General features: G+C 59.9%; 17 protein-coding genes and 2 pseudogenes. 9 read left to right on the top strand and 10 right to left on the bottom strand.

Features of this window, described 5'->3' with window-relative positions:
• Positions 1–43 precede the first annotated feature (43 nt).
• Positions 44–2,893 (top strand): FAD-binding and (Fe-S)-binding domain-containing protein, encoded by a 2,850-nt coding sequence (locus RG2_RS29610; protein WP_080711896.1) that lies wholly within the window; start codon positions 44–46, stop codon positions 2,891–2,893.
• Positions 2,894–2,922: 29 nt separating this feature from the next.
• Here RG2_RS29610 and RG2_RS29605 read toward each other — a convergent pair whose 3' ends face one another.
• Positions 2,923–3,795: a LysR substrate-binding domain-containing protein gene (locus RG2_RS29605; RefSeq protein ID WP_230590464.1), complete on the bottom strand. Its 873-nt coding sequence runs from the start codon at positions 3,793–3,795 to the stop codon at positions 2,923–2,925.
• Positions 3,796–3,999: 204 nt separating this feature from the next.
• Here RG2_RS29605 and hglS point away from each other — a divergent pair, with 204 nt between their 5' ends.
• Genes hglS through RG2_RS29590 form a run of 3 tightly spaced genes read left to right on the top strand, consistent with a single transcriptional unit; the run spans position 4,000 to position 8,181 of the window.
• Entirely contained in the window at positions 4,000–5,451 is a 1,452-nt protein-coding gene (gene hglS / locus RG2_RS29600; protein WP_033237183.1) for a 2-oxoadipate dioxygenase/decarboxylase, read from the top strand.
• A complete protein-coding gene (gene amaB, locus RG2_RS29595; RefSeq protein WP_033237182.1) occupies positions 5,448–7,001 on the top strand; it encodes an L-piperidine-6-carboxylate dehydrogenase in 1,554 nt (517 codons plus the stop codon). Before hglS ends, amaB begins: the two co-directional genes overlap by 4 nt.
• Positions 7,002–7,032: 31 nt before the next feature.
• Positions 7,033–8,181 carry a Glu/Leu/Phe/Val family dehydrogenase gene (locus tag RG2_RS29590; protein ID WP_033237181.1) on the top strand — a complete coding sequence of 383 codons (1,149 nt, stop codon included), beginning with the start codon at positions 7,033–7,035 and terminating at the stop codon, positions 8,179–8,181.
• 83 nt (positions 8,182–8,264) lie between these two features.
• Here the strand turns inward: RG2_RS29590 and RG2_RS29585 are convergent, their stop codons facing one another.
• From RG2_RS29585 to RG2_RS29555, 9 genes and pseudogenes are all read right to left on the bottom strand, one after another.
• On the bottom strand, positions 8,265–8,750 hold the full coding sequence (locus RG2_RS29585; RefSeq protein WP_033237180.1) for a hypothetical protein: 486 nt from the start codon (positions 8,748–8,750) through the stop codon (positions 8,265–8,267).
• Positions 8,738–9,892: pseudogene (locus RG2_RS32520) on the bottom strand (hypothetical protein); the annotation flags it as partial. The pseudogene RG2_RS32520 and the gene RG2_RS29585, both read right to left, overlap by 13 nt.
• Before the next feature lie 819 nt (positions 9,893–10,711).
• Positions 10,712–10,981, bottom strand: a pseudogene (locus tag RG2_RS32795) (2Fe-2S iron-sulfur cluster-binding protein); the annotation flags it as partial.
• Positions 10,981–11,157, bottom strand: a complete 177-nt coding sequence (locus tag RG2_RS31640; RefSeq protein WP_116538827.1) for a sarcosine oxidase subunit delta — start codon at positions 11,155–11,157, stop codon at positions 10,981–10,983. The pseudogene RG2_RS32795 and the gene RG2_RS31640, both read right to left, overlap by 1 nt.
• Before the next feature lie 9 nt (positions 11,158–11,166).
• Positions 11,167–12,372 carry an FAD-dependent oxidoreductase gene (locus tag RG2_RS29575; protein ID WP_051730809.1) on the bottom strand — a complete coding sequence of 402 codons (1,206 nt, stop codon included), beginning with the start codon at positions 12,370–12,372 and terminating at the stop codon, positions 11,167–11,169.
• Complete coding sequence (locus tag RG2_RS29570; protein WP_033237178.1) at positions 12,372–13,229, bottom strand: NAD-dependent epimerase/dehydratase family protein; 858 nt, start codon at positions 13,227–13,229, stop codon at positions 12,372–12,374. The genes RG2_RS29575 and RG2_RS29570 overlap by 1 nt, the downstream gene beginning before the upstream one ends.
• A gap of 78 nt (positions 13,230–13,307) precedes the next feature.
• Positions 13,308–14,021: a transporter substrate-binding domain-containing protein gene (locus RG2_RS29565; RefSeq protein WP_165826420.1), complete on the bottom strand. Its 714-nt coding sequence runs from the start codon at positions 14,019–14,021 to the stop codon at positions 13,308–13,310.
• 653 nt (positions 14,022–14,674) lie between these two features.
• Positions 14,675–16,081: an aldehyde dehydrogenase family protein gene (locus tag RG2_RS29560; RefSeq protein ID WP_033237176.1), complete on the bottom strand. Its 1,407-nt coding sequence runs from the start codon at positions 16,079–16,081 to the stop codon at positions 14,675–14,677.
• Positions 16,078–17,691, bottom strand: coding sequence for a thiamine pyrophosphate-binding protein (locus tag RG2_RS29555; RefSeq protein WP_051730808.1), 1,614 nt, complete (start codon positions 17,689–17,691; stop codon positions 16,078–16,080). The genes RG2_RS29560 and RG2_RS29555 overlap by 4 nt, the downstream gene beginning before the upstream one ends.
• A 294-nt stretch (positions 17,692–17,985) precedes the next feature.
• Between RG2_RS29555 and RG2_RS29550 the strand changes: the two genes are divergently transcribed.
• The 5 genes from RG2_RS29550 (at position 17,986) to RG2_RS32790 (ending at position 22,218) form a co-directional block, all read left to right on the top strand.
• Positions 17,986–18,888, top strand: a complete 903-nt coding sequence (locus RG2_RS29550; RefSeq protein ID WP_033237175.1) for a transporter substrate-binding domain-containing protein — start codon at positions 17,986–17,988, stop codon at positions 18,886–18,888.
• Positions 18,889–18,966: 78 nt separating this feature from the next.
• A complete protein-coding gene (locus RG2_RS29545) occupies positions 18,967–19,893 on the top strand; it encodes an amino acid ABC transporter permease (protein ID WP_051730807.1) in 927 nt (308 codons plus the stop codon).
• Positions 19,890–20,666 (top strand): amino acid ABC transporter ATP-binding protein, encoded by a 777-nt coding sequence (locus RG2_RS29540; RefSeq protein WP_033237174.1) that lies wholly within the window; start codon positions 19,890–19,892, stop codon positions 20,664–20,666. The genes RG2_RS29545 and RG2_RS29540 overlap by 4 nt, the downstream gene beginning before the upstream one ends.
• Positions 20,667–20,686: 20 nt before the next feature.
• A complete protein-coding gene (locus RG2_RS29535; protein WP_033237173.1) occupies positions 20,687–21,829 on the top strand; it encodes an acetyl-CoA acetyltransferase in 1,143 nt (380 codons plus the stop codon).
• Positions 21,826–22,218, top strand: coding sequence for a Zn-ribbon domain-containing OB-fold protein (locus tag RG2_RS32790; RefSeq protein WP_072782809.1), 393 nt, complete (start codon positions 21,826–21,828; stop codon positions 22,216–22,218). The genes RG2_RS29535 and RG2_RS32790 overlap by 4 nt, the downstream gene beginning before the upstream one ends.
• The last annotated feature ends 1 nt before the right edge of the window (position 22,219 follow it).

Below are 22,219 nucleotides of genomic sequence, written 5' to 3'. Positions count from 1 at the left end.
GTAACAACGAAAAACCTTCCGTAGCATGCTACGAAGTTGTAGCATGCTACGGATGATCCCCGTTGATGCTTTTGCTGCCGAGCTGCGTCGTTCAGGCCTGCGTGATGTACTCGTTGACGACACCTCACGAGCTGCATACTCGTCTGACGCATCGCTGTACCGGGTGCGGCCGATGGCTGTGGCCCGGCCCCGAGGCGCCGAGGAGGTCGCCGCAGCGCTCGACGTTTGTCGTCGCGAGGGTGTACCGCTGACCTCCCGTGGGGGCGGTACCTCGGTGGCCGGTAACGCGGTCGGCACCGGCCTTGTGCTCGATTTCAGCCGGCACATGAACAAAGTGATCTCGTTGGACGCCGACGGAAAAACCGCAACCGTGGAGCCGGGTACGGTCCAGGTTATGTTGCAGCAGGCTGCCGCCTCGCACGGATTGCGGTTCGGCCCAGACCCATCGACGTTCACACGCTGCACGATCGGCGGGATGATCGGCAATAACGCCTGCGGATCGCGGACGCTCGGATACGGACGCACCTCGGACAACGTTATGGGCTTACAGGTGCTGACGGGTACTGGAGAATTTCTGGAATTGAGTTCGGCCGAGACCGGCGCTGCCACGGGAGCTTCCTCGGCGGTGCTGTCCGGGTTGAAGGATGTCACACGGGGCGGGTTGGCGACGATTCGCACTGAGTTCGGCCGATTCGGCCGCCAGGTCTCGGGGTATGCACTGGAGCACCTGCTGCCGGAGAACGGATTCGATGTGGCTCGCCTGTTGGTCGGCAGCGAGGGCACACTTGCTGTAGCGACCCAGGCCACAGTGCGGCTCGTTACCGAACCTCCGCATCGGGTGTTGGTGGTGCTGGGCTACTCCGACATCGCCGCTGCGGGGGATGCCGCTCCGCTGGTCCTGAAGTTTAAGCCCACCGCCTGTGAGGGCATCGACTCTCGCATCGTCGATGTTGTGCGCAACCGCCGCGGATCGGACGCGGTGCCACCGTTGCCTTCCGGGGGGGCATGGTTATTCGTCGAGGTGGTCGGCGACAACCTCGACGAGACGATCGCGATGGCCGAGCAGGTAGGCGATGCGTGCGCGTCGGTGGATAGTCTCGTAGTCACCGACGCGGCGCGCGCCTTAGAGCTGTGGCAGATCCGCGCCGATGGAGCCGGACTTGCCGGACGCAGCCCCGCCGGTCTGCCGGCGTACGCAGGTTGGGAGGACGCAGCAGTCCCCCCCGCCATGTTGGGAAACTACCTGCGCGACTTTGACGCCTTGATGACCGAATATAATGTCACAGGCCTACCGTACGGACATTTCGGTGACGGATGCATGCACGTCCGGATCGACTGGCCGTTGGCCGGCCCGGGGGGGACTGGGGTCTTCCGGAAGTTTCTGGTCGCTGCCAGCACACTGGTCGCCGGTTACGGGGGCTCGCTATCTGGAGAACATGGTGACGGCCGTGCCCGCAGCGAGCTCTTGCCACTCATGTACTCGCCGGAGGCGATCAATCTTTTTGCTGCCGTGAAGAACACCTTTGACCCGGACAACATCCTTAATCCCGGCATCGTGGTGGACCCGCGTCCAGTAGACGCCGATCTGCGGGTTTCAGCTGCTCCAGTCCTGCGCCGCAATCTAGCGCTGGCCTATCACGACGATGGCGGGAACTTTACCCAGGCGGTGCACCGATGCACAGGCGTCGGCAAGTGTCGCGCGGACAACACCGCTACCGGTGGCGTGATGTGCCCTTCGTACCAGGCGACTCGGGAGGAGAAGGACTCCACTCGTGGCCGTGCCCGGGTGTTGCAGGAGATGATCAACGGCACAGTTGTCACTGGCGGGTGGCGCTCGCCAGAGGTGCACGAGGCCCTCGACCTTTGCCTGTCCTGCAAGGGGTGCTCCACGGATTGCCCTACCGGCGTCGACATGGCTGCATTAAAATCCGAAGTGCTGCACCAAAGTTACAAGGGACGTATTCGCCCCGCCTCGCACTACTCGCTAGGGTGGTTGCCGCGCTGGGCAAAGGTCGCCAGCCTTACTCCACGAATAGTCAACGCCACCATGCGAATCCCCGGTATCGGCCCGCTCGCACTATCGTCGGCAGGGGTCGACGAGCGTCGCGCTATCCCTCCTTTCGCCGTGCAGACCTTCCGATCATGGTTTAAGGCCACCGAACATGACCGTGTCACCACCGGCGAACCGGTGCTGCTCTTTGTAGATTCGTTCACCAACTACTTCACTCCCGAGGTGGGGCATGCGACGGTTCGGGTGCTAGAAGCCGCAGGATACCGGCCGCAGTTGCTCGATAAGCAACAGTGTTGTGGACTGACCTGGATCTCTACAGGTCAGCTGACGGCAGCGAAGAAGATACTCAGCCGCACCGTCGATGCCTTATCCGAGTACGTCGGCGCCGGTATTCCGATCGTCGGGATGGAACCCTCCTGTACCGGGGTGCTGCGTTCCGACGCCGCCGAACTGCTCGGTCGTCAGGCCGCAGAGCCGATCGCGGAGAACACCCACACCCTGGCTGAGTTGCTTACCGACCGAGGCTGGGAACCACCCTCTCTAAAAGGGCAGGCCATTATCGCACAGCCTCATTGTCACCACCATTCCGTGATGGGATGGAGTCCAGACGCGCAACTGCTCGAAAAGGCTGGAGCGAGCGTGCAGCGTCTTGGCGGGTGTTGCGGTCTAGCTGGCAACTTTGGGGTCGAAAAGGGGCACTACGAGGTATCTGTGGCCGTCGCCGAGCAACAACTAATCCCAGCTGTTACGGCGGCGGACGCGAACACCGTTATTCTCGCTGACGGTTACTCATGCCGTACTCAGCTGTCGGACCTGACTGATCGTTCAGGTGAGCACTTGGCGCAACTACTGGCCTCCCGGCTCGATGCGGGCGGGTGGTAGTTACACCACGACCGCCACTGCTCCGACGCTCACGGAATGGTGGTGTCAGGCCCAGTGGGGTCTACGACCGCGCGCACGATCTCCGTGATCGCGCGGACGGTGGGTCGAGCATCGGAATTGGAGAGCCTGATTAGCACGATGCGCCGGGTGATGTTCTGGGTCAGGCCGACTCGTACGATCGGCACCGAGGAATTAAGGCTGACCATCATGTCTGTGACGAACGTGGCGCCTAGTCCCTTACCTGCCAGCGCGAGGGACACTGCGGTATCGAAACTTTCATGCCGCACGACTGGCTCGAACCCCACTTGTCGGCATGCGGTGCGTACTGCACGCCCGAATTGGCTGTCAGGCGGAGGCATGATCCAGTTCCAGTCTGCGGCGTCGCGTAGGTCGATCGTGAATTCAGTGCGGATGCCATATGCGCCGGCGGACACCGCAAGGTCGAATCGTTCGGTCCGCAGGGTGATCATCTCGATGTCGGAACTCCGTTGCATCGGGTTGCTTGGATAGTCCAGCCCGAAAGCTACGTCGACCTGTCGGCGTTGAACCGCTGTGACCACCTCGTCAAGTTCGAGTTCCCGACTGCTCAATTTTAGATGCGGATACCTGCGTTGTGCTGCGGCCACTACTGGGGGTAACAATGTGGCCGCGGTGCTACCGAAGGTGCCCACAAGCAGGGGAGCAGCAACTTCTTCTTTAACTGCGCGTAAGGCATCGAGTGCGGAGAGTTCGGCGGCGAGAATCCGTTCGGCATGTTCGGCCAGCACGGTGCCCGAATCGGTGAGCGCTACATTGCGACCCATCTTTGTGATGAGCTGGGCGCCGACGTTCTTCTCTAAGGCAGCGATCTGTTGTGACACGGCACCTGCCGTATAACCGAGGTATTCGGCCACAGCGAGCATAGTTCCACGTCGCGATAGCTCCCGCAGAGTCACTAAATGCGCCAGACTCATATTCATATAGAAAGTCTAAATGGTAGAGGTGAATCTTCGTCGCTGGTGCTATCGATTCAAGTGGGCGAACATCAAGATGCGGTGCAACCCACCAGATGCGTTGGATCGGCCTCGTGCCCACCGTCTCGCCACTCGACTCTGGAGCCCTACGTCATGCCGATTACCCAGCAGTGGGAACTGCGAGCTGAGTTCGCTCGCCGCCTCTCATATCTATATGGGCGGGAAGTTCCCGCCTATACCACCCTTCTGATGGAGTCTCAGGCCGTCAACGACACCGTGCTATCCGAACTTGGCGCCGATGCCGAACGGCTTGGCTCCAGTGCCCGCGTCACCGCCGAACGCCACGGCGCTATCCGCGTCGGGACTCCTGAGGAGATGTCGCAGGTCGCTCGCATCTTCGCCGCCATGGGCATGTACCCGGTCGGGTTCTACGACCTACGCGAGACTGCCGCAACCTCGATTCCGGTCGTCTCCACTGCCTTCCGGCCCACCGATCCGGACGAACTGACGCGCAACCCGTTCAGGGTATTCACCTCGATGCTCGTTCCGTCGGACCGTCGCTTCTTCAATGAGGACCTCCAGCGCAGACTGCAGAATTTCCTCGCTACACGCCGGCTCTTCAGCACTGAGCTGCTCGTGCTCGCCGACCGTGCGACCGAATATCAGGGCTTGGACGCCGGAGATGCCGAGATGTTCCTGTCCCTGGCAACGACGGCGTTCGAGCTATCGACCGAGGCAGTGGACCGGGCGTGGTACCGCGAACTTGAGCAGGTCTCCTCAGTGGCCGCTGACATCGGGGGCGTTACCAGCACTCACATCAATCACCTGACCCCACGCGTGCTCGACATCGATGCTCTCTACCGTCGCATGAAGGGGCGCGAAATCGAGATGATAGATACCATCCAAGGTCCCCCCCGTTGGGCGGGTCCGGACCTGCTGCTCCGCCAGACCTCCTTCCGTGCGCTTGCCGAGCCTCGAATGTTTCGGGAAGTCGACGGAAGCATCGCCCAAGATACGCTCCGGGTTCGTTTCGGTGAGGTCGAATCCCGGGGAATCGCCGCCACCGTCCGTGGCCGCGAAATCTACGACCGGCTGACGGTCGAGATTGAGTGCGCTGCCGCAGAATTGGCAACGACGACCCCGATCTCGGCCACCGAGCGCACCGAGATCGCCGCAAATTTGTGGAGTCAGCAGGTGCCTGCCACCGAACAGGACCTGGCCTCGCACGATCTCGCCTACTTCACCTATCAGATTGACACCGCGAAACAACGGGACGGAGATGTTCCCACAGCGTCGCTGCGGGACTTGATCGCTCAGCGGTGGATTCGTCCGGAACCGATTGTCTACGAAGACTTTCTCCCGAAATCCGCTGCTGGGATTTTTCAGTCCAATCTGACCTCTGACGGGCACAAGGACACCACCCAGTCCACCATCGCAATCGACGCAGCCTGGATGGAAGGAGTCCTGAATCGTACGTTGCACGATCCGTACGAGCTTTATGACGGCATCCGGCGTGAATCCCTCACCCATGTTGCTCGTCAATTGGGGATCCGCGGTCCCATCGAACAACCGTCATCTATCGCTACCAAGGAGTCAAATAAATGAGCACCGCTGTCACTGGCACCATCGTCTTGCCCACCACCGAAGATCTGCGCACGCTCAGCCGGACCAGTCTGCAGCGCTGTGGTGTCGACCTGATGGTCCTCGACACTCCGATGAAGAACGCCGTCACCGCACGGACCCCAGTCACCGGGGAGGACCTCTTCGACTACCCGGCCGCCGACTCCGTCGGTGTCGAGGCAGCCATCGAGGCCGCTCACGAGGCCTTCCTGCAGTGGCGCACCGTCCCCGGCCCGGTCCGAGGAGCCCTCATCAAGCGGCTCGGTGAACTCCTGACCGAACATAAGGAAGACGTCGCCAATCTCATTAGCATCGAAGTCGGCAAGATCGCGTCCGAGGCCCTCGGCGAGGTCCAGGAAATGATCGACATATGTGATTTCGCGGTCGGCCTGTCTCGGCAGCTCGACGGCAGGACCATGCCTTCAGAACGTCCCGGCCATCGACTCATGGAAACGTGGCATCCGCTTGGTGTGGTCGGCGTCGTCTCCGCCTTCAATTTTCCGGCCGCCGTATGGTCCTGGAATCTAGCTCTGGCAATCGTTTGCGGCGACGCGGTGATCTGGAAACCTGCGCAGCTCGCCACCCTGACCGCCGCCGCCTGCTCGGCGCTTTTCGATCGTGCAGCTGCCGAATCCGGTGCCCCGGCCAACCTGAACGTCACAGTCTCAGCCAGTGCGGCCGATACCCAGGCGCTGATCGACAGTCCTAAGGTGCCGCTAATCAGTGCTACCGGCTCCGAGCGCATGGGTGAGCAGATCGCACCTCGCGTCGCCGCCCGTTTCGGCCGCGCCATCCTCGAGTTAGGTGGTAACAACGCGGCAGTCGTGACCCCGTCCGCGGACTTGGACCTCGCCACTCGCGGTATCGTCTTCTCCGCTGCCGGCACCGCCGGCCAGCGCTGTACCTCTATGCGCCGCATCATTGTTCACCAGGACATCGTCGATGAACTCGTTGACCGCATCTCTCAGGTCTACAGCCGCCTCCTGATCGGGGACCCATTCGCTGAGGGCACACTCGTGGGCCCGCTCATCGACGGTAAGTCCTACGCCAATATGATTGCGGCCCTTGAGAAGGCAGTTGAGCAAGGTGGTGAGATCCTTGTCGGCGGCAAACGTCGCCCGAGCAGCAATGATTCGTACTATGTCGAGCCGGCCATTGTGCGGATGCCGACCCAATCCGAAATCGTCAAGGACGAGACCTTCGCTCCTATCCTCTATGTGCTGACGTACAACACTCTCGAGGAGGCGATTGCCCTACATAACGACGTGCCCCAAGGGCTTTCGTCGTCGATCTTTACGACCGATCAGCGTGAGGCCGAGCAGTTCATTGCTGCTGACGGCTCGGACTGCGGCATCGTCAACGTCAACATCGGCACCTCCGGTGCCGAGGTCGGCGGCGCTTTCGGCGGCGAGAAGACCACCGGTGGCGGCCGCGAGTCCGGCTCGGACGCATGGCGCTCTTACATGCGCCGCGCGACCAATACCATCAACTATTCCCGCGAATTGCCCTTAGCTCAGGGCGTCAGCTTCGCCTGAACTTCCTCTTCGAATCATAAGGAGCGCTAAGATGTTCGAACTGATTGACGAATGGGGACCGGAAAAGATCGTGTGCGTCTCGGACGCTCGCACCGGTATGCGTGGAGTGTTGGTCATCGACAACACTGCCAGGGGAATGGGCAAGGGCGGCACCCGTATGTCATCGACAGTCAGCGTCGGCGAGGTTGCACGACTGGCCCGTAACATGACTTGGAAGTGGGCCGGAGTCGACCTGTTCTACGGCGGAGCCAAGGCAGGAATTTGGGCCGACCCTCACGCCCGCTCGAAAGAAGCGGTGCTACGCGCCTTTGTCAGGGCGCTACGCAACGAGGTACCCGAAGAGTATGTCTTTGGGCTCGATGTCGGCCTAACCGAGAAGGACGCAGCGATTCTGCTCGACGAAGTCGGCGGACGCGGAGGCTCAGTAGGCACACCCCACGCTCTTGGCGGGTTGCCCTACGACGAGCTCGGTGTCACCGGTTACGGGGTCGCAGAGGCGGCTGACGCCGCCGCACAGGCTATTGGGCTAACCACTAGTTCCCTGAGCGTATCGATTCAGGGCTTCGGGGCCGTCGGGGCCGCCACTGCCAAGCGGTTTGCCGAACTCGGAGCCACCGTTGTGGCTGTGTCCACGTCGCAAGGCGGCCTCCACAATCCTGATGGACTGGACGTGTCCAGCCTGCTCGATCTGCGCAGGCAGTACGGGGACAGCCTGGTCAGCCATTATTCGGATGCCAAGCCACTCGCTGCAAGCGAGGAACTGTCGATAGCCGCGGATGTCCTCATCCCAGCGGCGTTGCAGGACGTCATCGATGCCGATCTTGCCCGGACCTTGCCGGCCACGATCGTCGTTGAAGGTGCGAACCTGCCGAGCAGCCCCCAAGCGCAATCGGTATTATTCGAACGCGGAGTGACTGTAGTTCCGGACTTCATTGCCAATGCCGGTGGTGTGGTTGCCGCCGCAGTCGCAATGGATTTCCGCCATTCCGGAATGCGGCCCGAACCTGCCGCGGTCTTCGAGAACATCTCGAAGAAGTTGCGGGCCTGCGCCACTGAAACCCTCGAAGCGTCATACGTACAGGGTCGCACGACACATGAGGTGGCCCGCTCTGCCGCCCAGGACCGCGTTCGCGAGGCTATGGTGTTCCGCGGTCGCGTTCCCGGCAACACTGCCTTCTAGGATTCGCGCGTAAATGCGCCCGCCCACCGTCAGCTTAGATGCGGCGGGCGGGCGCATTCGTGTCTTGGACGCGCCGTTGCGAGCTACGCGGACGGGACTGGTGTTTCCAAGGCTCCGAGGTCTTCTTCTAACCATCGCAACACATGCTCGCCATACGACGCCGAGAGCCAGACTTGAAACCCGGTTTCTGTCCCACCAGTGGATCGGAGGACGCTTGCCGGAAGCACGAGCGCCCGTATTCGTGCAAAGCGGGTGAATACCGCACGCCTGTCGCGTTCAACGATCTGTCGGTCCAGCGCACACGCGGAGGCCCAAGCCTCGTCGGCCACCTCTGCAGGGACAACGAGGCGAATCCAAACGTCGGTGACGTCAAGACCATCGTATTCTGCGGTAGTAGTGGTCTGGACAAGCCAACGCCCAGAGTCGATACGAACGGCAAGCATCTCGCTGTCGGCAAACACGGATCCCACGCTGGATGGGCCGTCAGCAAAAGGTGGCCTCGGCTGGTTCGGCCAAACCACGACTTCAATTAGGCGCTCCTGGTTGATCGCAGCAATCAGCTCGTGCATCCTTGCTCCTTCGTAACCAGTCGTGCATCGAACCGGTGGCCATCGTGTAGGACCACGACGGTGTCACGGAGGTGGACGCCCGCATCAAAGCTGGCCATGCCCACCCATGCGAGGGCTGAGTTGCCGTGTGCTACCGACGTAACATGTCCGACGATATGATCTTTACTGTCCAATACCAGTGCACCCGCGACCGGACCAGTGCAGGTGTCAAAAGCCTTGAGTTGGAGCTGGTTTCGCAGGCTCGGTGCGGTGCCGGCGGTAATTTCACGTCCTCCACTCGGCAACCCTGCCCGAGCCCGCACAGCTCGATACTCGTCGTAACCCAGCGGCGTGCAGCCTGCTTTGAGGAGATATTGCCAAAGCGCAACTGCACGGGAGCGACGCACGAGAATGCGACGAGTACCTACCGGGTCGATTGCACTGGACCAGGTTGATTCGATCATGTGTGTCGGCACCTCAGCGCCATGATGCAAGAAAGTAACGAACCCATCGCTGACGTCGGTGACGATGTACGGGGAGGGAAGCGCAATGTCGCTCAGCCGTTCGGTTACCCACTCGCACAAAGACATCTGCTGCAAAGTGTGTCCGATCACCGCCGGATGGCCGTCAATATCTGAGATGTCGACTAGAGCCTCGACTGCGTCGTGCTGGCCAATCCCCAAACTTAATCGATTATCGATGAGTAATCCGGTCAGGCCATCGAATAACTCGTGGGTATAGCGTCCGCGCACGATGCACGTTTCTAGGCCGGTGAGTTCGGTGATCCAGGCGTTAGGTGGAACGCCGGTTGGATCACCGCCACGGGCACCGACCATCCAGGAGCCCTCAACCTGAAGCTTCCACCCGAGCGCTCGCCATTCGTCCAAGAGTGGTCCCCGGCGCACGGGACGTGAAGTCGCCTTCGACCGGGCGCCTGCCAGGGCGCCAAGGGGTACCGGCGATGACGGAGGTCGACGACCGGAGGTACCCACTTCCTCCGGAGTCTCATCCAAAAGTTCCGACAAAACCTGAGCGGCTGGGACGGCAGCGAGTCTCCCTTGGTCGGCGCCGGTCCCAAGCGTAGTGAATCGCTTCATATGTTGGATGGACCGTAACCCGACAGCCACACCGACGTTTAGGTCTGCAGTGGTCACATCCCGATGTTGGTCGACGAAACAAGTGCATGCATGTTGCCGGTGTAGGCAACGCACTGGTGGAATTGACTTCCCAAGTTGTAGTTTGGTTTTACCGTCGGGGCGTATCTGCAAGTGGTCGCGAGCGTCGGACCCGCCGCTGACCGCGATGAGATTACATTCGAGCGTTTGCTCCAGACCGGAATAGCCCCTGACGACAGCTGAACTCACTCGGTCAACTCCGCGAGCTTCCACCAGGCGTCCTGGAAGCTGGTTGATTCCGGAAGACTCCAGGCTGTCTTGAGAAGTCAGCCCGGGACCGAGCATTAGAGTGACGTGAGCGCCGGCAGCAGCGAGATCGCGCGCGAGATCGGCCCCGGTGGCGTCGGCGGTTGCGATGACGACGCGGTCTCCGGGCAGAACCGCATAACGGTGCAGGTAAACGGCGACTGACCGAGCAAGCATGACTGCCGGAAGATCATTGCCAGGGAAGATAAGGGGCCGCTCGGTAGCGCCAGTCGCAGTGAGCACTTCGGCCGCTCGAATTCGCCACAGAGTATTGACGTCTCCGCCGCAATCCAGCGCAGCAACCAATCCGTCGGCCTCGGTGAAAACTGCACGGGTTCGGTGCAGATAGTCGGCTGCGAGCGCCCGGTCAAGGGTTTGGTCGCGGAAGTCGTCATCGATGAGCAGCACCGATCTCCCGGCTGTTACCGCCGCTGTTGCCGCCACTCGACCGGCCTCGCCACCGCCCACCACGAGTAGATCGGTATGACGCTGGCGCACTATGTATTTCCGTGCGTCAGGAGAGCTGAGATCCGTCCGACCGGACCATGGTGAAACGTCCATTCCGTCGACGAGTTCGGTGGTGGTCGCCCAAGCCAACGAACGGGCGCATGTGCCGCGGATACTGACCAAGCTATTAGGCTCGTCCCAACCATGGGAGACGGTGCCCCGGGGGCGTTTTCGATGCAAGCTGTGCCCGGTCACCGCGACTCCGGAGGCGAGCAGTGCAGAGGCAATCGTGTCGCCGCGGTAGCCGGTCAGGGGCTGGTTCTTCCATCGAAATTTCAATACTTGCGAACGATCGATCCGCCCGCCATTCGGTAACCGCTTCATCAGAGTATCTTCACGTCTAACAACCGGTCATCCACAAGGTCTCGTCGTACGGCGAGTGACAGTGTGCAACCGAAGGTGTGCCGCCAATGTTCCTGATGCTCGTCGGATGCGAGTTCGCCTGCGTAGCTGAACTCCGTGTCTTCGCGAGGTCCGCATACCGGACAGGTCACGATCATGATGTCTCCTCAATGCGCCACCAACCCTGTCGAAGGGATGGTCGACTGTCCGTCGAAGCGGTGGTGGTCGTAGCCGGCTAGCAAGGTCGGGATCATTCCATCCGCGACCGCTGTTGCGAGAAGCTCCCCCAGGATGGGGGTGGCCTTGAAACCGCCTGTACCCCAACCGCAATTGATAACTACCCCACTTGGCTGGTCGATTCCGATCAATGGTCGTCCGTCGGGGGTCAGATCTACCGAACCCGCCCACGCGCGTAGCAAGTGCGCCCGGCGCAGTGCGGGAATCAGGTCGATCACGCGTGGTAGCTGCTCTTCCAGAAGATCCAGCGAGGAGCGACGGTGTAGTGCTGGTCGCGAGTCCAGCGGTAAACCCATTACCAGTTCGCCCTTCGCGGCCTGGGATAAAAACAGCTGGGCGGCCCGCGACATCAGCATAGGAGTGCCGAGGGGCGCCAACAGTTCGGTCACGTAGGCCTGCAGCGGTCGAATCTGCAGAGGAAGTGGTGCACGGAGCCGGTTCAGTAGGGTTGGAGTGCCGCCCGCCGCGCACAATACTACGGCGCCAGTCTCGATTGGGCCGAAATTTGTATCGATACCCGTCACACGATCTCCGTGCCGGATGAAGTCCAGCACCGTGCACCCCTCGACGATGTCGACGCCGAGCCGTTGGGCTGCTGCGGCGTAGCCCCACGCGACCCGGTCGTGTTTTGCGGTCCCAGCGTCCTCGAACCAGAATGCCCCCCGTACCGGTAGGGCGCCATCTTCGGAGACGTTCACCAGCGGTGCGACCTCGCAAAGGCTCTTTGGCGAGACGAAACTGGCGCTGCGACCGGCGTGCTGGAGGCCGTTGATCAGTCGCCACCCCTCGGCAAGGTCGATGTCATCGTGAGCCAAAGAGACCAGTCCGCAACGTTCGAATTGGGTAGCGTAATCGAGCTCGTCATCGAGGGTTTCCCACGCCGCCATGGCATCGAGGTGCAACTGTCGGTCGTCGGCGCGGAGAAAATTTGCTCGGATAATCGCGGCGTTCCGGGCGGTATTGCCACCACCAAGCCAGTCGCGTTCGATGACTGCAACGTTGTTGATACCGAATTTTGAGGCTAATGCATGTGCGGTCGCCAGTCCGTGGCCGCCGGCGCCGACCACCACCACGTCGTAGGACGTGGACGGGGACACCGACTGCCACAGCGGTCGGTGAGTGATCGGTTTCGACATCAGCTGCGGGTGCTCAAGGCTGCAACCGCTTCAGGCTCGCGGGCGAGATAGTCGGCGAATGAGAGCGCGGGACGACCCAGCAGTAGCTGGACCCCGGGTTCGACCGCCCCTGACCCACCATCGCGGATACGGGCGAAGTGATTGATAAGGGCTGCGATGTGGGCACTGACTAGGCCGTTGCCTTGCAGGTAAACCGTCATCTCCTCGTCGTCGACATCGGCGTGCTCGATAGTGCGCCCTAACACGGAAGTCAGCGTCTGTGCGAGCTCTGCAAAGGTGAGCGAGCTCGGGCCGGAGAGTTCATGGATACCTGTAACCGCTGGGATCGAGGTGAGCGCAGATTGAGCGCAGGCAGCAATATCGTCAGCGTCGATGAAGCTCACGGCGCCGTCCTGAGTGGGCGCCAAGAGCTTTCGGTGCTCTTGGATACCACGTGCGAACATTCCGTACGCGAAGTTTTGATAGAACCAGGTGGGCCGTAGAGAGAACCAGGGAATTTCGAGACCCGCGAGCATATGCTCGAGCTTGAGTGAAGGGAGGTCCTTGTTGAGCTGTTCGGCATTGCGCACTGACAGTAGGCCGATTTGCTCGATCGCGGAACGCTCAAGCGCGCGATGCACAAACTTCTCAATAGTTGCCGAAACGTCGTAGACTCCTTCTGCCTGAGGCACGATCCATAGTCGAGTCGCATCAGTTAGCAGGGCGTCCCAAGTCGAGGTATCGTTCCAATCGAACTTCCGCGCCCGTGTTCCTTTCGGAGTTCGGGAGGCAGCGACATATTCGGCGCCGGTCTGCTGCAATCGATTTACCAGATACCCACCGACCTTGCCGGTAGCTCCTGTTACGACGATGGTCATGGACTATCTCCCTGGGAAAATGTAGAGGTTAAGTTGCATTGTTACTAAGCGAATTCGGTTGTGTCCCTTGCAGGTATCTCAAGGTTGCCGGGTGGCAAGGTTGATGCCGGGCGTTTCTAAACTGATCTGCTCGTAGCCACCCACTCTAAGGATGCGTGCGTATTCACCGGAGTTCACCAGTTCCTCAAAGGCTGCGAGGATTACGTCACGCAATTCAGTGTCATTCTTGGCGAAAATCGCACCGAGATAGGTAGTTTCGCCGAAATCGAGGTCAATAATATCGGCATGTTCCCATGAGGGGGCAGAAGAATTTTCTCGAATCACCGCATCGACGCGGCCGGATTCGAGGGCAAGGCGGGATGCAGCGATGCTTTCGATGTTCACTTGTTCTGGAGCTGTTTTACCAGCGTTTTTGCATTGTTGCTCGATCTTGTTGAATAATCCTTCGTCGGGGGTGCCGCGGACGACCGAGAGCTTGATACCGCAGGCCCCAGCTGTGCCGCCAAAGATTTCCTTGGGATTGCCCTTTTCCACGAAGAACACTTGCTTTGCCTTGAAATAGTCGACGAAATCTACCTTCGTTTCGCGTTCCTCGGTATCTGTCAGCCCGGAAAGCGACGTCGAGTAACGGTTGGTCGTCAACCCGATCATAATTTGGTCGAACGGCGCAGCGACGATCTCCACTCTGGTGCCGAGTGGTTTCGCCAGCGCCTTCGCGAGGTCGACGTTGATGCCTTGGAATTCGGTGGTTCCCGGCTTGAAGGAATTCAACCCCGCGAAGTTGGGATCCATTGCGACGGTGATGGGTTGGGAATGGTACTTGCTGGGAAGTTGGTCGTAGAGAGACGCTGACGAGCTGTAGCTTCCTGCAATATTAGGATTGTCGACGCCAGCTGTATCCGCGGGATCCGGGGGGGAGCCTGCGCTGCTACACGCAGAGATACCACCGAATGCGAGCGCGAATACCAGTGCGATAGACCGACGAAAAATCTTGGATGTCATTGGAGGCGACCAATCTTGAAGTTCGAGGGCGCTCGGAATGGATTGAAGAGGTGCTTGAGACGAACCCATTCTATGGGCGATTTTCATCACGGTCAATATTTTTACTATATGCACATATGCACATATGCACAGATAATGTAATGAAACTTACACGTTGTTTTCTCGTGCTTCCGCTGACCTCGGGGTGGTAGCTAGAAAACCAAATGAATTCTCCGTGTGTCGATTTCATGATCTGATCTTGGGTCATGCATCAGTTGTGATGGTGTGCGCGCCAGAATCGTCCTGCGTAGACCTTTCTCGGGCGTTTGTGATTGATCGGCCTCGGACACTTGTGAGTGACACGTTCGAAGCAGCATGGTTCGATGAAATCGACTGTCAGTAGTGAAGTCGCCGGCGATAGATTCGGGTGTGCGGTATGTCTTTTGTGCGGACGTCCCCCCACATCATCTTTGAATCGATTTAAGCTCTGTGAATTCGAGGATGCCGTGAATTCCGAGTTCTCGGCCCGATCCTGACGATTTGGTGCCGCCGAATGGTGCCTGGAGGTTCCAGGCTGCCCCATTAATATCTACCTGGCCGGTACGCAGTCGGCGTGCAACCAACGTGGCGCGATCAGGGTCGGATGACCAGACCGCCCCGCCGAGACCGTAGGGGGAGAAGTTTGCAAGCCGGACAGCCTCCGATGTGTCAGCAGCCCCCTGAATTACTAAAACAGGTCCGAAGACCTCCTCCTGAGCGATCGCAGAGGCCGGATCGGCCCCGTTGACGATCGCGGGGGGAACAAAATAGCCCGGCAGGTCGGTCGTTAGATCGGCCTGCCGGACGACAGCACCAGTTCGGCGGGCACTCTCCAGCATCCCGGTGACTCTGTCGTACTGGGCGCGGGATGCGAGGGGGCCGAGATCGACGTCCAGCTGCGGGTCACCGACGCGTAGCGCTGCGGCGCCTTCACGCGCGAGCTCGGTTACCTGGTCGGCCAACTTCGCAGGAACGATGAGCCGGGTGCATGCACTGCATGTCTGTCCGCTGTTCACTGTCGCCGACCGTACAGACCAAGCGACGGCCGTCTCGAGATCGGCGTCGTCAAGGACAATCGACGCCGACTTTCCGCCGAGCTCGAGCGCGACCGGGATCATGCGCCGAGCCCCGATCTCAGCAATGCTGCGCCCCACCGTAGTTGAGCCGGTGAAGGAAATTGCGTCGATGTCCCTGGACATCACCAGCGTCTGCCCGACTGTGTCACCGGTTCCGAAGACGATATTGACGACCCCTGCCGGCACCGTCGAGGCTAAAAGTGCGTCGCCTAGCAGATAGGCACTGAGAGGTGTGACTTCGGAAGGCTTGAGGACAACGGTGCAACCGGCCGCGATCGCGCCGCCGACCTTAGCAGCGATCTGATGGGTCGGGTAGTTCCACGGGGTGATGCAGGCAACCACGCCCAACGCTTCGCGCACGACCAGAGAGTTGCCAATTTCGGTCTCGAAGGAGAATTTGCCGAGCGCATCGGCGAACCCCTCCAGATCTGCAATCGTCGCAGCGACATGTATATCCCGGGCAACCCGTTCCGGTGTGCCAAGCTCCGCGACGAGTATTGCGACGAGTTCATTCGCTCGCAGGCGCACCTGCGCGGCGAGGTCCAACAGGGCGGCCTGACGCTCCTCGGAGCTGGAGAGGGACCAGCCGGGCAGAGCTGCCGACGCTGCCTCGATAGCAACCGCGGCGTCTGCACCCGTGCCCGCCGCCGTCGTGCCCACAGTTTCCAGCGTTGCGGGGTTCTCGACTGGAGTGGGATGGCCTGCGTTGGTTACCCATTCGCCTGCGATGAGGTGTTCGTTGCGCGTCCAGTTCATGCGTGGTCCTCAGGTATTTCGATGATCGTTGGACAGTCTGCTGCCCAGGCAGCGGACATGCTCTTCGCGATGGAGGTTGCGTCGGTGGCCTTGAGGTAGTGGCATCCGAAGGCCTCGGCGAGTGCTTGAAGCCGAGGTGGAGCGAAATCGACGGCGTGCACGGTGTCGAGTGTCTCTGCCATCTGTCGTCGAATTTCGCCGTACCCGCCGTTGGTGACGACGATGACGGGAAGAGCGAGGCCGAGGTGGGCCGCAGCAGTCAGCTCGTTAACACTGAACATCAGTCCGCCGTCGCCCTCGATGCAGACAATTCGAGAGTCGGGGGCAGCGAGAGCAGCGCCGACACTGGCAGGAAGTCCATAGCCGAGAGTTCCGAAGCCAGTCGGGTAGAGATAGTGGTGCGGTTTGGCGAGTGGAACTGTAGATCCGACACCGTAGTAGCAGGCCATAGTGCTGTCGCCGACAATAATGGAGTCGGCATCGACTGCATCAGTGAGGCCTTCGATGAGGTGCATCCATCGTTGTGCCTTGGTCGATGCATCGTCCTTCGCTGCTTCGATAACTCTTGCAGCCCAGAGAGGTTCGACATGGACGGTAGACGCGAGCTCCGCTCGAAGAGCGGCGAGGGCGGGTCCCGCTTCGGCTACCATCGTGACCTCGGCCCGGGCATTGCGGAGCACGGCGTGCGGGTCGACGTCGATTCGGATTAGACGTTTTTCTGGGATGCGTCCGTACCAAAGATCCGAGGGGGCAAGTTCCGTTCCCACGGCAAGGATCACATCGGCTTCGGCCATCGATTTGTAGATGGCGGGTCGGCCGAGCCCTGCTCCTGCTGAAAGTTGGTGGTTCTCAGGGAAACAGCCTTTACCGTTGAACGTCGTCACCACCGGCGCGCCTAGGTATTCGGCGAGTGCCTTCAATTGAGGCGCGGCCTCGGCGCCTACCCCACCGCCAGCGATGATCAGTGGTCGGCGGGCTTGTGTGAGAATGGCGGTTGCGTCGGACACTGCCTTCTCTTCGACGCGCAACTTCGGCAACTGGACGGGGTCGACGTCGCGGACCTCGGCGCCCCAATGAAGCAGGTCGAAGGGAAGTTCGAGGTGGACCGGCCGCGGCCGACCGGCAAGCATGTCGACAAAGCACGCCGCCACCGTGGCGGGGATCTCCTCGACAGTCTGTACCCGGTAGCTGGACTTGACAATTGAGCTGAGAGTGGCGCTCTGGCTGCGCATCTCATGTAATTCCCCAGTCCCGAGCGCAGGGTGATTGGTAGGCATTCCAGGTGATATGACTAGTACCGGCACGGAGTCCGACATCGACTGTGCTAGCGCGGCGGCTGAATTAAGAAGCCCTGGGCCTGTGGTGGTGATGACGACACCTGGCCGTCTGGACACGCGCGCGTACCCGTCCGCGGCATATGCACAACCTTGCTCATGGCGCATTAGTACGTGTCGGATGCCTACATCGGCCAGAGCTCCGTAAATCGGAATGTTGTGCGTACCAGGAATTCCGAAGACAGTGTCCACTCCGTGATGCGCGAGTGCGTCGACAAGGATCCGGGCTGCGCTGCGTGCGCCGAAACTGGCGTTGGAAGTGGCTGTGACGGTCATGCAGAGGACGTTAAAGGCGTGCAACGAGAAATGTCAAGGATGTTACTAATTTACCGAAGGGCATGTCTAACGTAAAATTTATAACACACGGTTGACTGCTGAGGTTGTGCGACGGAGGGCCCCTCTGGGCGGTACGCCGCCCTGCTTGAGTGTAATGTTATCGACAAATATTGATAGTGAGGGAATTCACGTAAAAGTCTTGACAGTGATGTGTCGCACTTACTACGGTTCTGAAACGTGTCGCTCACTCAGTCTGTTGTCAGAGTCCAGCGACTGTCCCAAAGGAGAACAGCGATGATCAAGACTGCCCGAGACCGCCGCGTCACACGCGGATTCGCCACCGTTGGCATAGCCCTTTCGCTGCTGACGGTCACCGCATGCGGTGGATCGAGTGACTCGGCGACGAACCCGAACGTCGTCCATGTGGACCCGGAGGCACCGCTATACAGGATGCTGCCAGCCCAGTATCAGGATAAGACAATCAACATTGCATTGGATCCTAGCTTCGGAGTCCTAAACTCAGTCAAACCCGGCACTAGCGAGTTTGACGGTCTTAACGCGGACTTGGCCAAAGCCATTGCCGAAGAACTCGGAATGCAAATCGAGCTGGTTCCCAGCGCATTCGCGCAAATCGTACTCGGGGTTGGTAGCGGACGGTTCGACATGTCAATGTCCGCGGTCACTGACACCGTTGAGCGTCAGAACACGGTTGACTTCGTTGATTACCTCGAGGTCAAGCAGGCCTTGTTCGTCCAGCAGGGTAACCCTAAAGGGGTATCGCCTTCCTTGGATTCGGCGTGCGGGCTGAATCTGAGCGTGGTTCGCGGCACCCCGGACGAGGACTTGTTTAGCAAAATTTCCGATGTGTGCCTAAAGGCCGGTAAGGAAGCACCCCAAGCCGTGAGTATCGAAAATGTCGACGCGGGTTACTTGGCCATCGAATCTGGTCGGATAGATGCCATGATCAGGGAGAATTCTTCCGGTCGATCGGGCGCCAAGGTTGAGCGCATCGACGTAGAAAACGGTCTGAAATATTACTTCGGCGCTATCTTTTCAAAAGACGAAACCGCATTGCGGGATACCTGGTTGGCAGGGATCGAGAGGATTATCGAGTCCGGTAAGTATGCATCGATCCTTGAAGAAAACGACAAATCAGCAATCGCGCTAACTGTGCCGGGGATCAATCTTCAAAAGTAGCGGGGGGATCAATCTTCAAATTATTTGATCGCCAAACATAGCCAGTAGGAACCGCTCCGGCTATCTCGAGGAGGCACTATGAACATCGCTGCTATCCGGCCTACCGCCGAGGAGTCGGTTCATTCCGAACACCGACTCAAAATCCATCACCGTTTTCCGTGGGGCACGACACTTGCCGGCACCGCCTTTTTTGTATTCGGTTTTCTAGTGGCACGGGAGTTAGTGACAAACCCGCGGATGGGCTGGGATGTCGTCGGAGACTTCCTGTTCAACCAAGCCATCCTCGAGGGCGTGGTTGTCACCATCGAGCTAACTGTATTAAGCCAGCTGATCGGTACAGTTCTTGGATTCTTCCTTGCAACTGCCGGCGCCTCGCGGAACCCGGTAGCGCGCGCGGTGAATTTCAGTTTCATCGCCGTTTTCCGTGGCACTCCGCTGCTGGTGCAGCTGCTTATTTGGTACAACCTAGCACTGTTTTTGCCTCAGATAACGTTGGTTGTGCCGTGGACAGGGTGGTCACAAACCTGGGGCACGAACGAGATGATCACCGGTTTCACCGCCGCCCTGCTGGGACTTGCGCTCAACGAAGCTGCGTACATGTCGGAGATCTTCCGAGGTGGGTTCGCGGCTGTCCCAAGGGGGCAGACCGAGGCCGCGCTCAGTATAGGCATGCGGCCGAGAGCCGTGACGTGGCGAATCGTGCTGCCTCAGAGTATCCGGATCATTTCCCCTGCTGTAGGCAACCAACTCATCCTGCTGTTGAAGACCACTTCCCTGGTGGCGGTCATAGGTGGAGGCGACTTATTGAGCCGAGCGCAGCAAATATACGGTCAGAACCTGCAGATCATCCCCCTGTTGATAGTGGCGACCATCTGGTACCTGGCAATGATCGCTGTCGCCCAGTTAGGCCAGTACTGCCTTGAACGGCGCTTCAGCGTGGGCCCCAAGCGCGTGTCAGTGGCCAAGCGTCTCGCGACCGGAATGAGCGGAAGGAACGTCCGATGACCTCCCTGATCGACACATCGCTGGTGAAGGCGCGAGGCGTCCAGAAGTGGTACGGCTCCAACCATATATTGAAGGGCATCGATCTTGACGTGCATCGCGGTGAGGTCGTTGCGCTCATCGGTCCGTCCGGTTCAGGTAAGACCACGTTCCTGCGTTGTATCAACTTCCTGGAGAAGTACCAAGCCGGCTCGATCGAGGTCGATGGTTCGTCCGTGGGGCATGTCGTCGAGGGCGAAAAAACCTTTGAACGCGGCACGCGCGACTTGGCCGCTATGCGCAGCACGATTGGCATGGTGTTTCAGCATTTCAACCTCTTTCCCCATATGACAGTGGCCCAAAATATCGCCTACGGGCCTCGCGTAGTAAAGAAGCAGCGCCGCGACGTCTCCCTCGATCACGCCAGAGAACTGCTTGCTCGGGTCGGCCTCGCAGACAAGGCAGACCAGATGCCCGGCAGCCTCTCTGGGGGGCAGCAGCAGAGGGTGGGTATCGCTCGCGCCCTGGCCATGAAACCAAAACTGTTGCTCCTGGACGAGCCCACAAGCTCTCTTGATCCGGAGCTCGTCGGGGAAGTGCTCTCTGTGATCAGGGATGTCGCTGACCAAGGGATGACAATGATCATCGTCACCCACGAGCTTGCCTTCGCCCGCGATGTCGCGGACCAGGTTGTTTTCATGGACGGTGGTGTCGTTGTCGAAAGCGGCCCGCCCGATCAGGTCCTCGGGTTTCCGAGCGAGGACCGTACCAAAGCCTTTCTCCATCGCTATCTCTGATCTCCCACGAAAGGGCGACCATGTCTCGAATACCCGTCATCGCCGGCGTGGCCGAGTCCGATCTCGGTATCACAGGAAAGACACACTATGAACTTCAAGCCCAGGCGGTTTCCCGTGCATTGCACGAGGCCGGGCTCGAATTACGCGACGTCGACGGCTACTGCACCTCCGACCTCGCCGGGGAGTACGCACCCTCTGTTCGTATGAGTGAGTATCTCGGCATTGCTCCCCGTTTCTTCGGTAATTCCTCACTTGGAGGTGCGTCCTTCATCTCTCAGGTCGCTGACGCAGGGCGGGCAATTCGCGATCGACGAGCTGACGTCGTTGTGGTTGCATATGCGCGGGCCCCGCGGACGGCTGCTATCCAGGGACCATCGCCTCGTCCGGTCGGTCCAGCTCAGTACGAGCGGATCTGGGGTGCACCGTTTCCAGTTGCGGGATACGCACTTGCCGCGGCACGATACATGCATGAACACAAAGCCTCAAGCGTAGATCTCGCCAACGTAGCGGTATCCACCCGACGATGGGCCGAACTTAACCCAGCTGCCTTCCATCGTGACCCGCTCGACGTCGACGAAGTCCTCTCCTCACGGATGATCGCAGATCCGATCCACAAGCTCGACTGTTGCCTCGTAACCGACGGAGGCGGCGCCGTCGTTCTCACCTCGTTGGATCGTGCTCAAGACCTCCCTCAGAAGCCGATCTATCTCCTTGGTCACGGTGAAGCCACTACGCACATGAATGTGACATATTCCCCCGACCTCACCACGACCCCGGCCCGTTCGAGTGCGGCCATCGCCCTAGGTCAGGCGGGAACAACGTTCGGCGACATCGATCTTTTCGAAATCTACGACTCTTTCACGATCACAGTGTTGTTGACGATGGAGTCGATGGGTCTGTGTGAGCCTGGCGAGGCGCCGGAATGGTTTGCTACCGGGCGCACCGGTCCCGGCGGTGACCGGCCCGTGAATACCAACGGTGGCGGCCTGTCATACGGACACCCCGGTGAATACGGGATTTTCGCGGTGATTGAGGCAGTCCGGCAGTTGCAAGGGTCGGCCGGCGACCGACAGGTTTCCGACGCTGATCTGGCCCTAGTCAACGGCACTGGCGGAGAACTAAGCGTTACTTCCACTCTAATTCTGGGAGGGCAGGCGGCATGAGCGGATATTTGATCCCAGTCGTAGATGACGAGTCACGTCAGTTCTGGGAGGGTGTCGAAGTGGGGCTGTTGCGCTTGCCGTCGTGTCTCTCATGTAACCGTGCGCACTATTACCCTCGGGTGATCTGTCCCCACTGCGGCTCGACTGAACTTGAGTGGCTTGAGATGAGCGGAGAAGGCATCGTTTATTCCGTCACGGTGTGCCATCGACGCGGCGTCGACGGTCCGTTCGAGCAGGTGATCGCACTAGTAGACCTCAACGAGGGTCCGCGGATGCTTTGCGAAATTCGAGACGGAGAGCGAGTGGAGATCGGTGATCGAATTACTTTCTCCCCGACTGGAGAACCCGCTTTGCCCTTCTTTTCTCGAAGTGGGGCAGTAGAGCAATGAT

This window comes from Rhodococcus globerulus NBRC 14531, assembly GCF_001894805.1.
Taxonomy (GTDB): domain Bacteria; phylum Actinomycetota; class Actinomycetes; order Mycobacteriales; family Mycobacteriaceae; genus Rhodococcus_F; species Rhodococcus_F globerula.
The sequence above is the reverse complement of the archived record's forward strand: the minus strand, read 5'-3'. Positions and strand labels throughout refer to the sequence as shown.

Excerpts from the sequence above, each read along its gene's own strand:
- RG2_RS29540 (WP_033237174.1), top strand. The coding sequence starts at position 19,890 with ATGACCTCCCTGATCGACACATCGCTGGTGAAGGCGCGAGGCGTCCAG.
- RG2_RS29605 (WP_230590464.1), bottom strand. The coding sequence starts at position 3,795 with ATGCTCGCTGTGGCCGAATACCTCGGTTATACGGCAGGTGCCGTGTCA.
- RG2_RS29545 (WP_051730807.1), top strand. The coding sequence starts at position 18,967 with ATGAACATCGCTGCTATCCGGCCTACCGCCGAGGAGTCGGTTCATTCC.
- RG2_RS29535 (WP_033237173.1), top strand. The coding sequence starts at position 20,687 with ATGTCTCGAATACCCGTCATCGCCGGCGTGGCCGAGTCCGATCTCGGT.
- amaB (WP_033237182.1), top strand. The coding sequence starts at position 5,448 with ATGAGCACCGCTGTCACTGGCACCATCGTCTTGCCCACCACCGAAGAT.
- RG2_RS29585 (WP_033237180.1), bottom strand. The coding sequence starts at position 8,750 with ATGCACGAGCTGATTGCTGCGATCAACCAGGAGCGCCTAATTGAAGTC.
- RG2_RS29555 (WP_051730808.1), bottom strand. The coding sequence starts at position 17,691 with ATGACCGTCACAGCCACTTCCAACGCCAGTTTCGGCGCACGCAGCGCA.
- RG2_RS31640 (WP_116538827.1), bottom strand. The coding sequence starts at position 11,157 with ATGATCGTGACCTGTCCGGTATGCGGACCTCGCGAAGACACGGAGTTC.
- RG2_RS29560 (WP_033237176.1), bottom strand. The coding sequence starts at position 16,081 with ATGAACTGGACGCGCAACGAACACCTCATCGCAGGCGAATGGGTAACC.
- RG2_RS29575 (WP_051730809.1), bottom strand. The coding sequence starts at position 12,372 with ATGTCGAAACCGATCACTCACCGACCGCTGTGGCAGTCGGTGTCCCCG.
- RG2_RS29610 (WP_080711896.1), top strand. The coding sequence starts at position 44 with ATGCTACGGATGATCCCCGTTGATGCTTTTGCTGCCGAGCTGCGTCGT.
- RG2_RS29565 (WP_165826420.1), bottom strand. The coding sequence starts at position 14,021 with ATGGATCCCAACTTCGCGGGGTTGAATTCCTTCAAGCCGGGAACCACC.
- RG2_RS29590 (WP_033237181.1), top strand. The coding sequence starts at position 7,033 with ATGTTCGAACTGATTGACGAATGGGGACCGGAAAAGATCGTGTGCGTC.
- hglS (WP_033237183.1), top strand. The coding sequence starts at position 4,000 with ATGCCGATTACCCAGCAGTGGGAACTGCGAGCTGAGTTCGCTCGCCGC.
- RG2_RS29570 (WP_033237178.1), bottom strand. The coding sequence starts at position 13,229 with ATGACCATCGTCGTAACAGGAGCTACCGGCAAGGTCGGTGGGTATCTG.
- RG2_RS29550 (WP_033237175.1), top strand. The coding sequence starts at position 17,986 with ATGATCAAGACTGCCCGAGACCGCCGCGTCACACGCGGATTCGCCACC.
- RG2_RS32790 (WP_072782809.1), top strand. The coding sequence starts at position 21,826 with ATGAGCGGATATTTGATCCCAGTCGTAGATGACGAGTCACGTCAGTTC.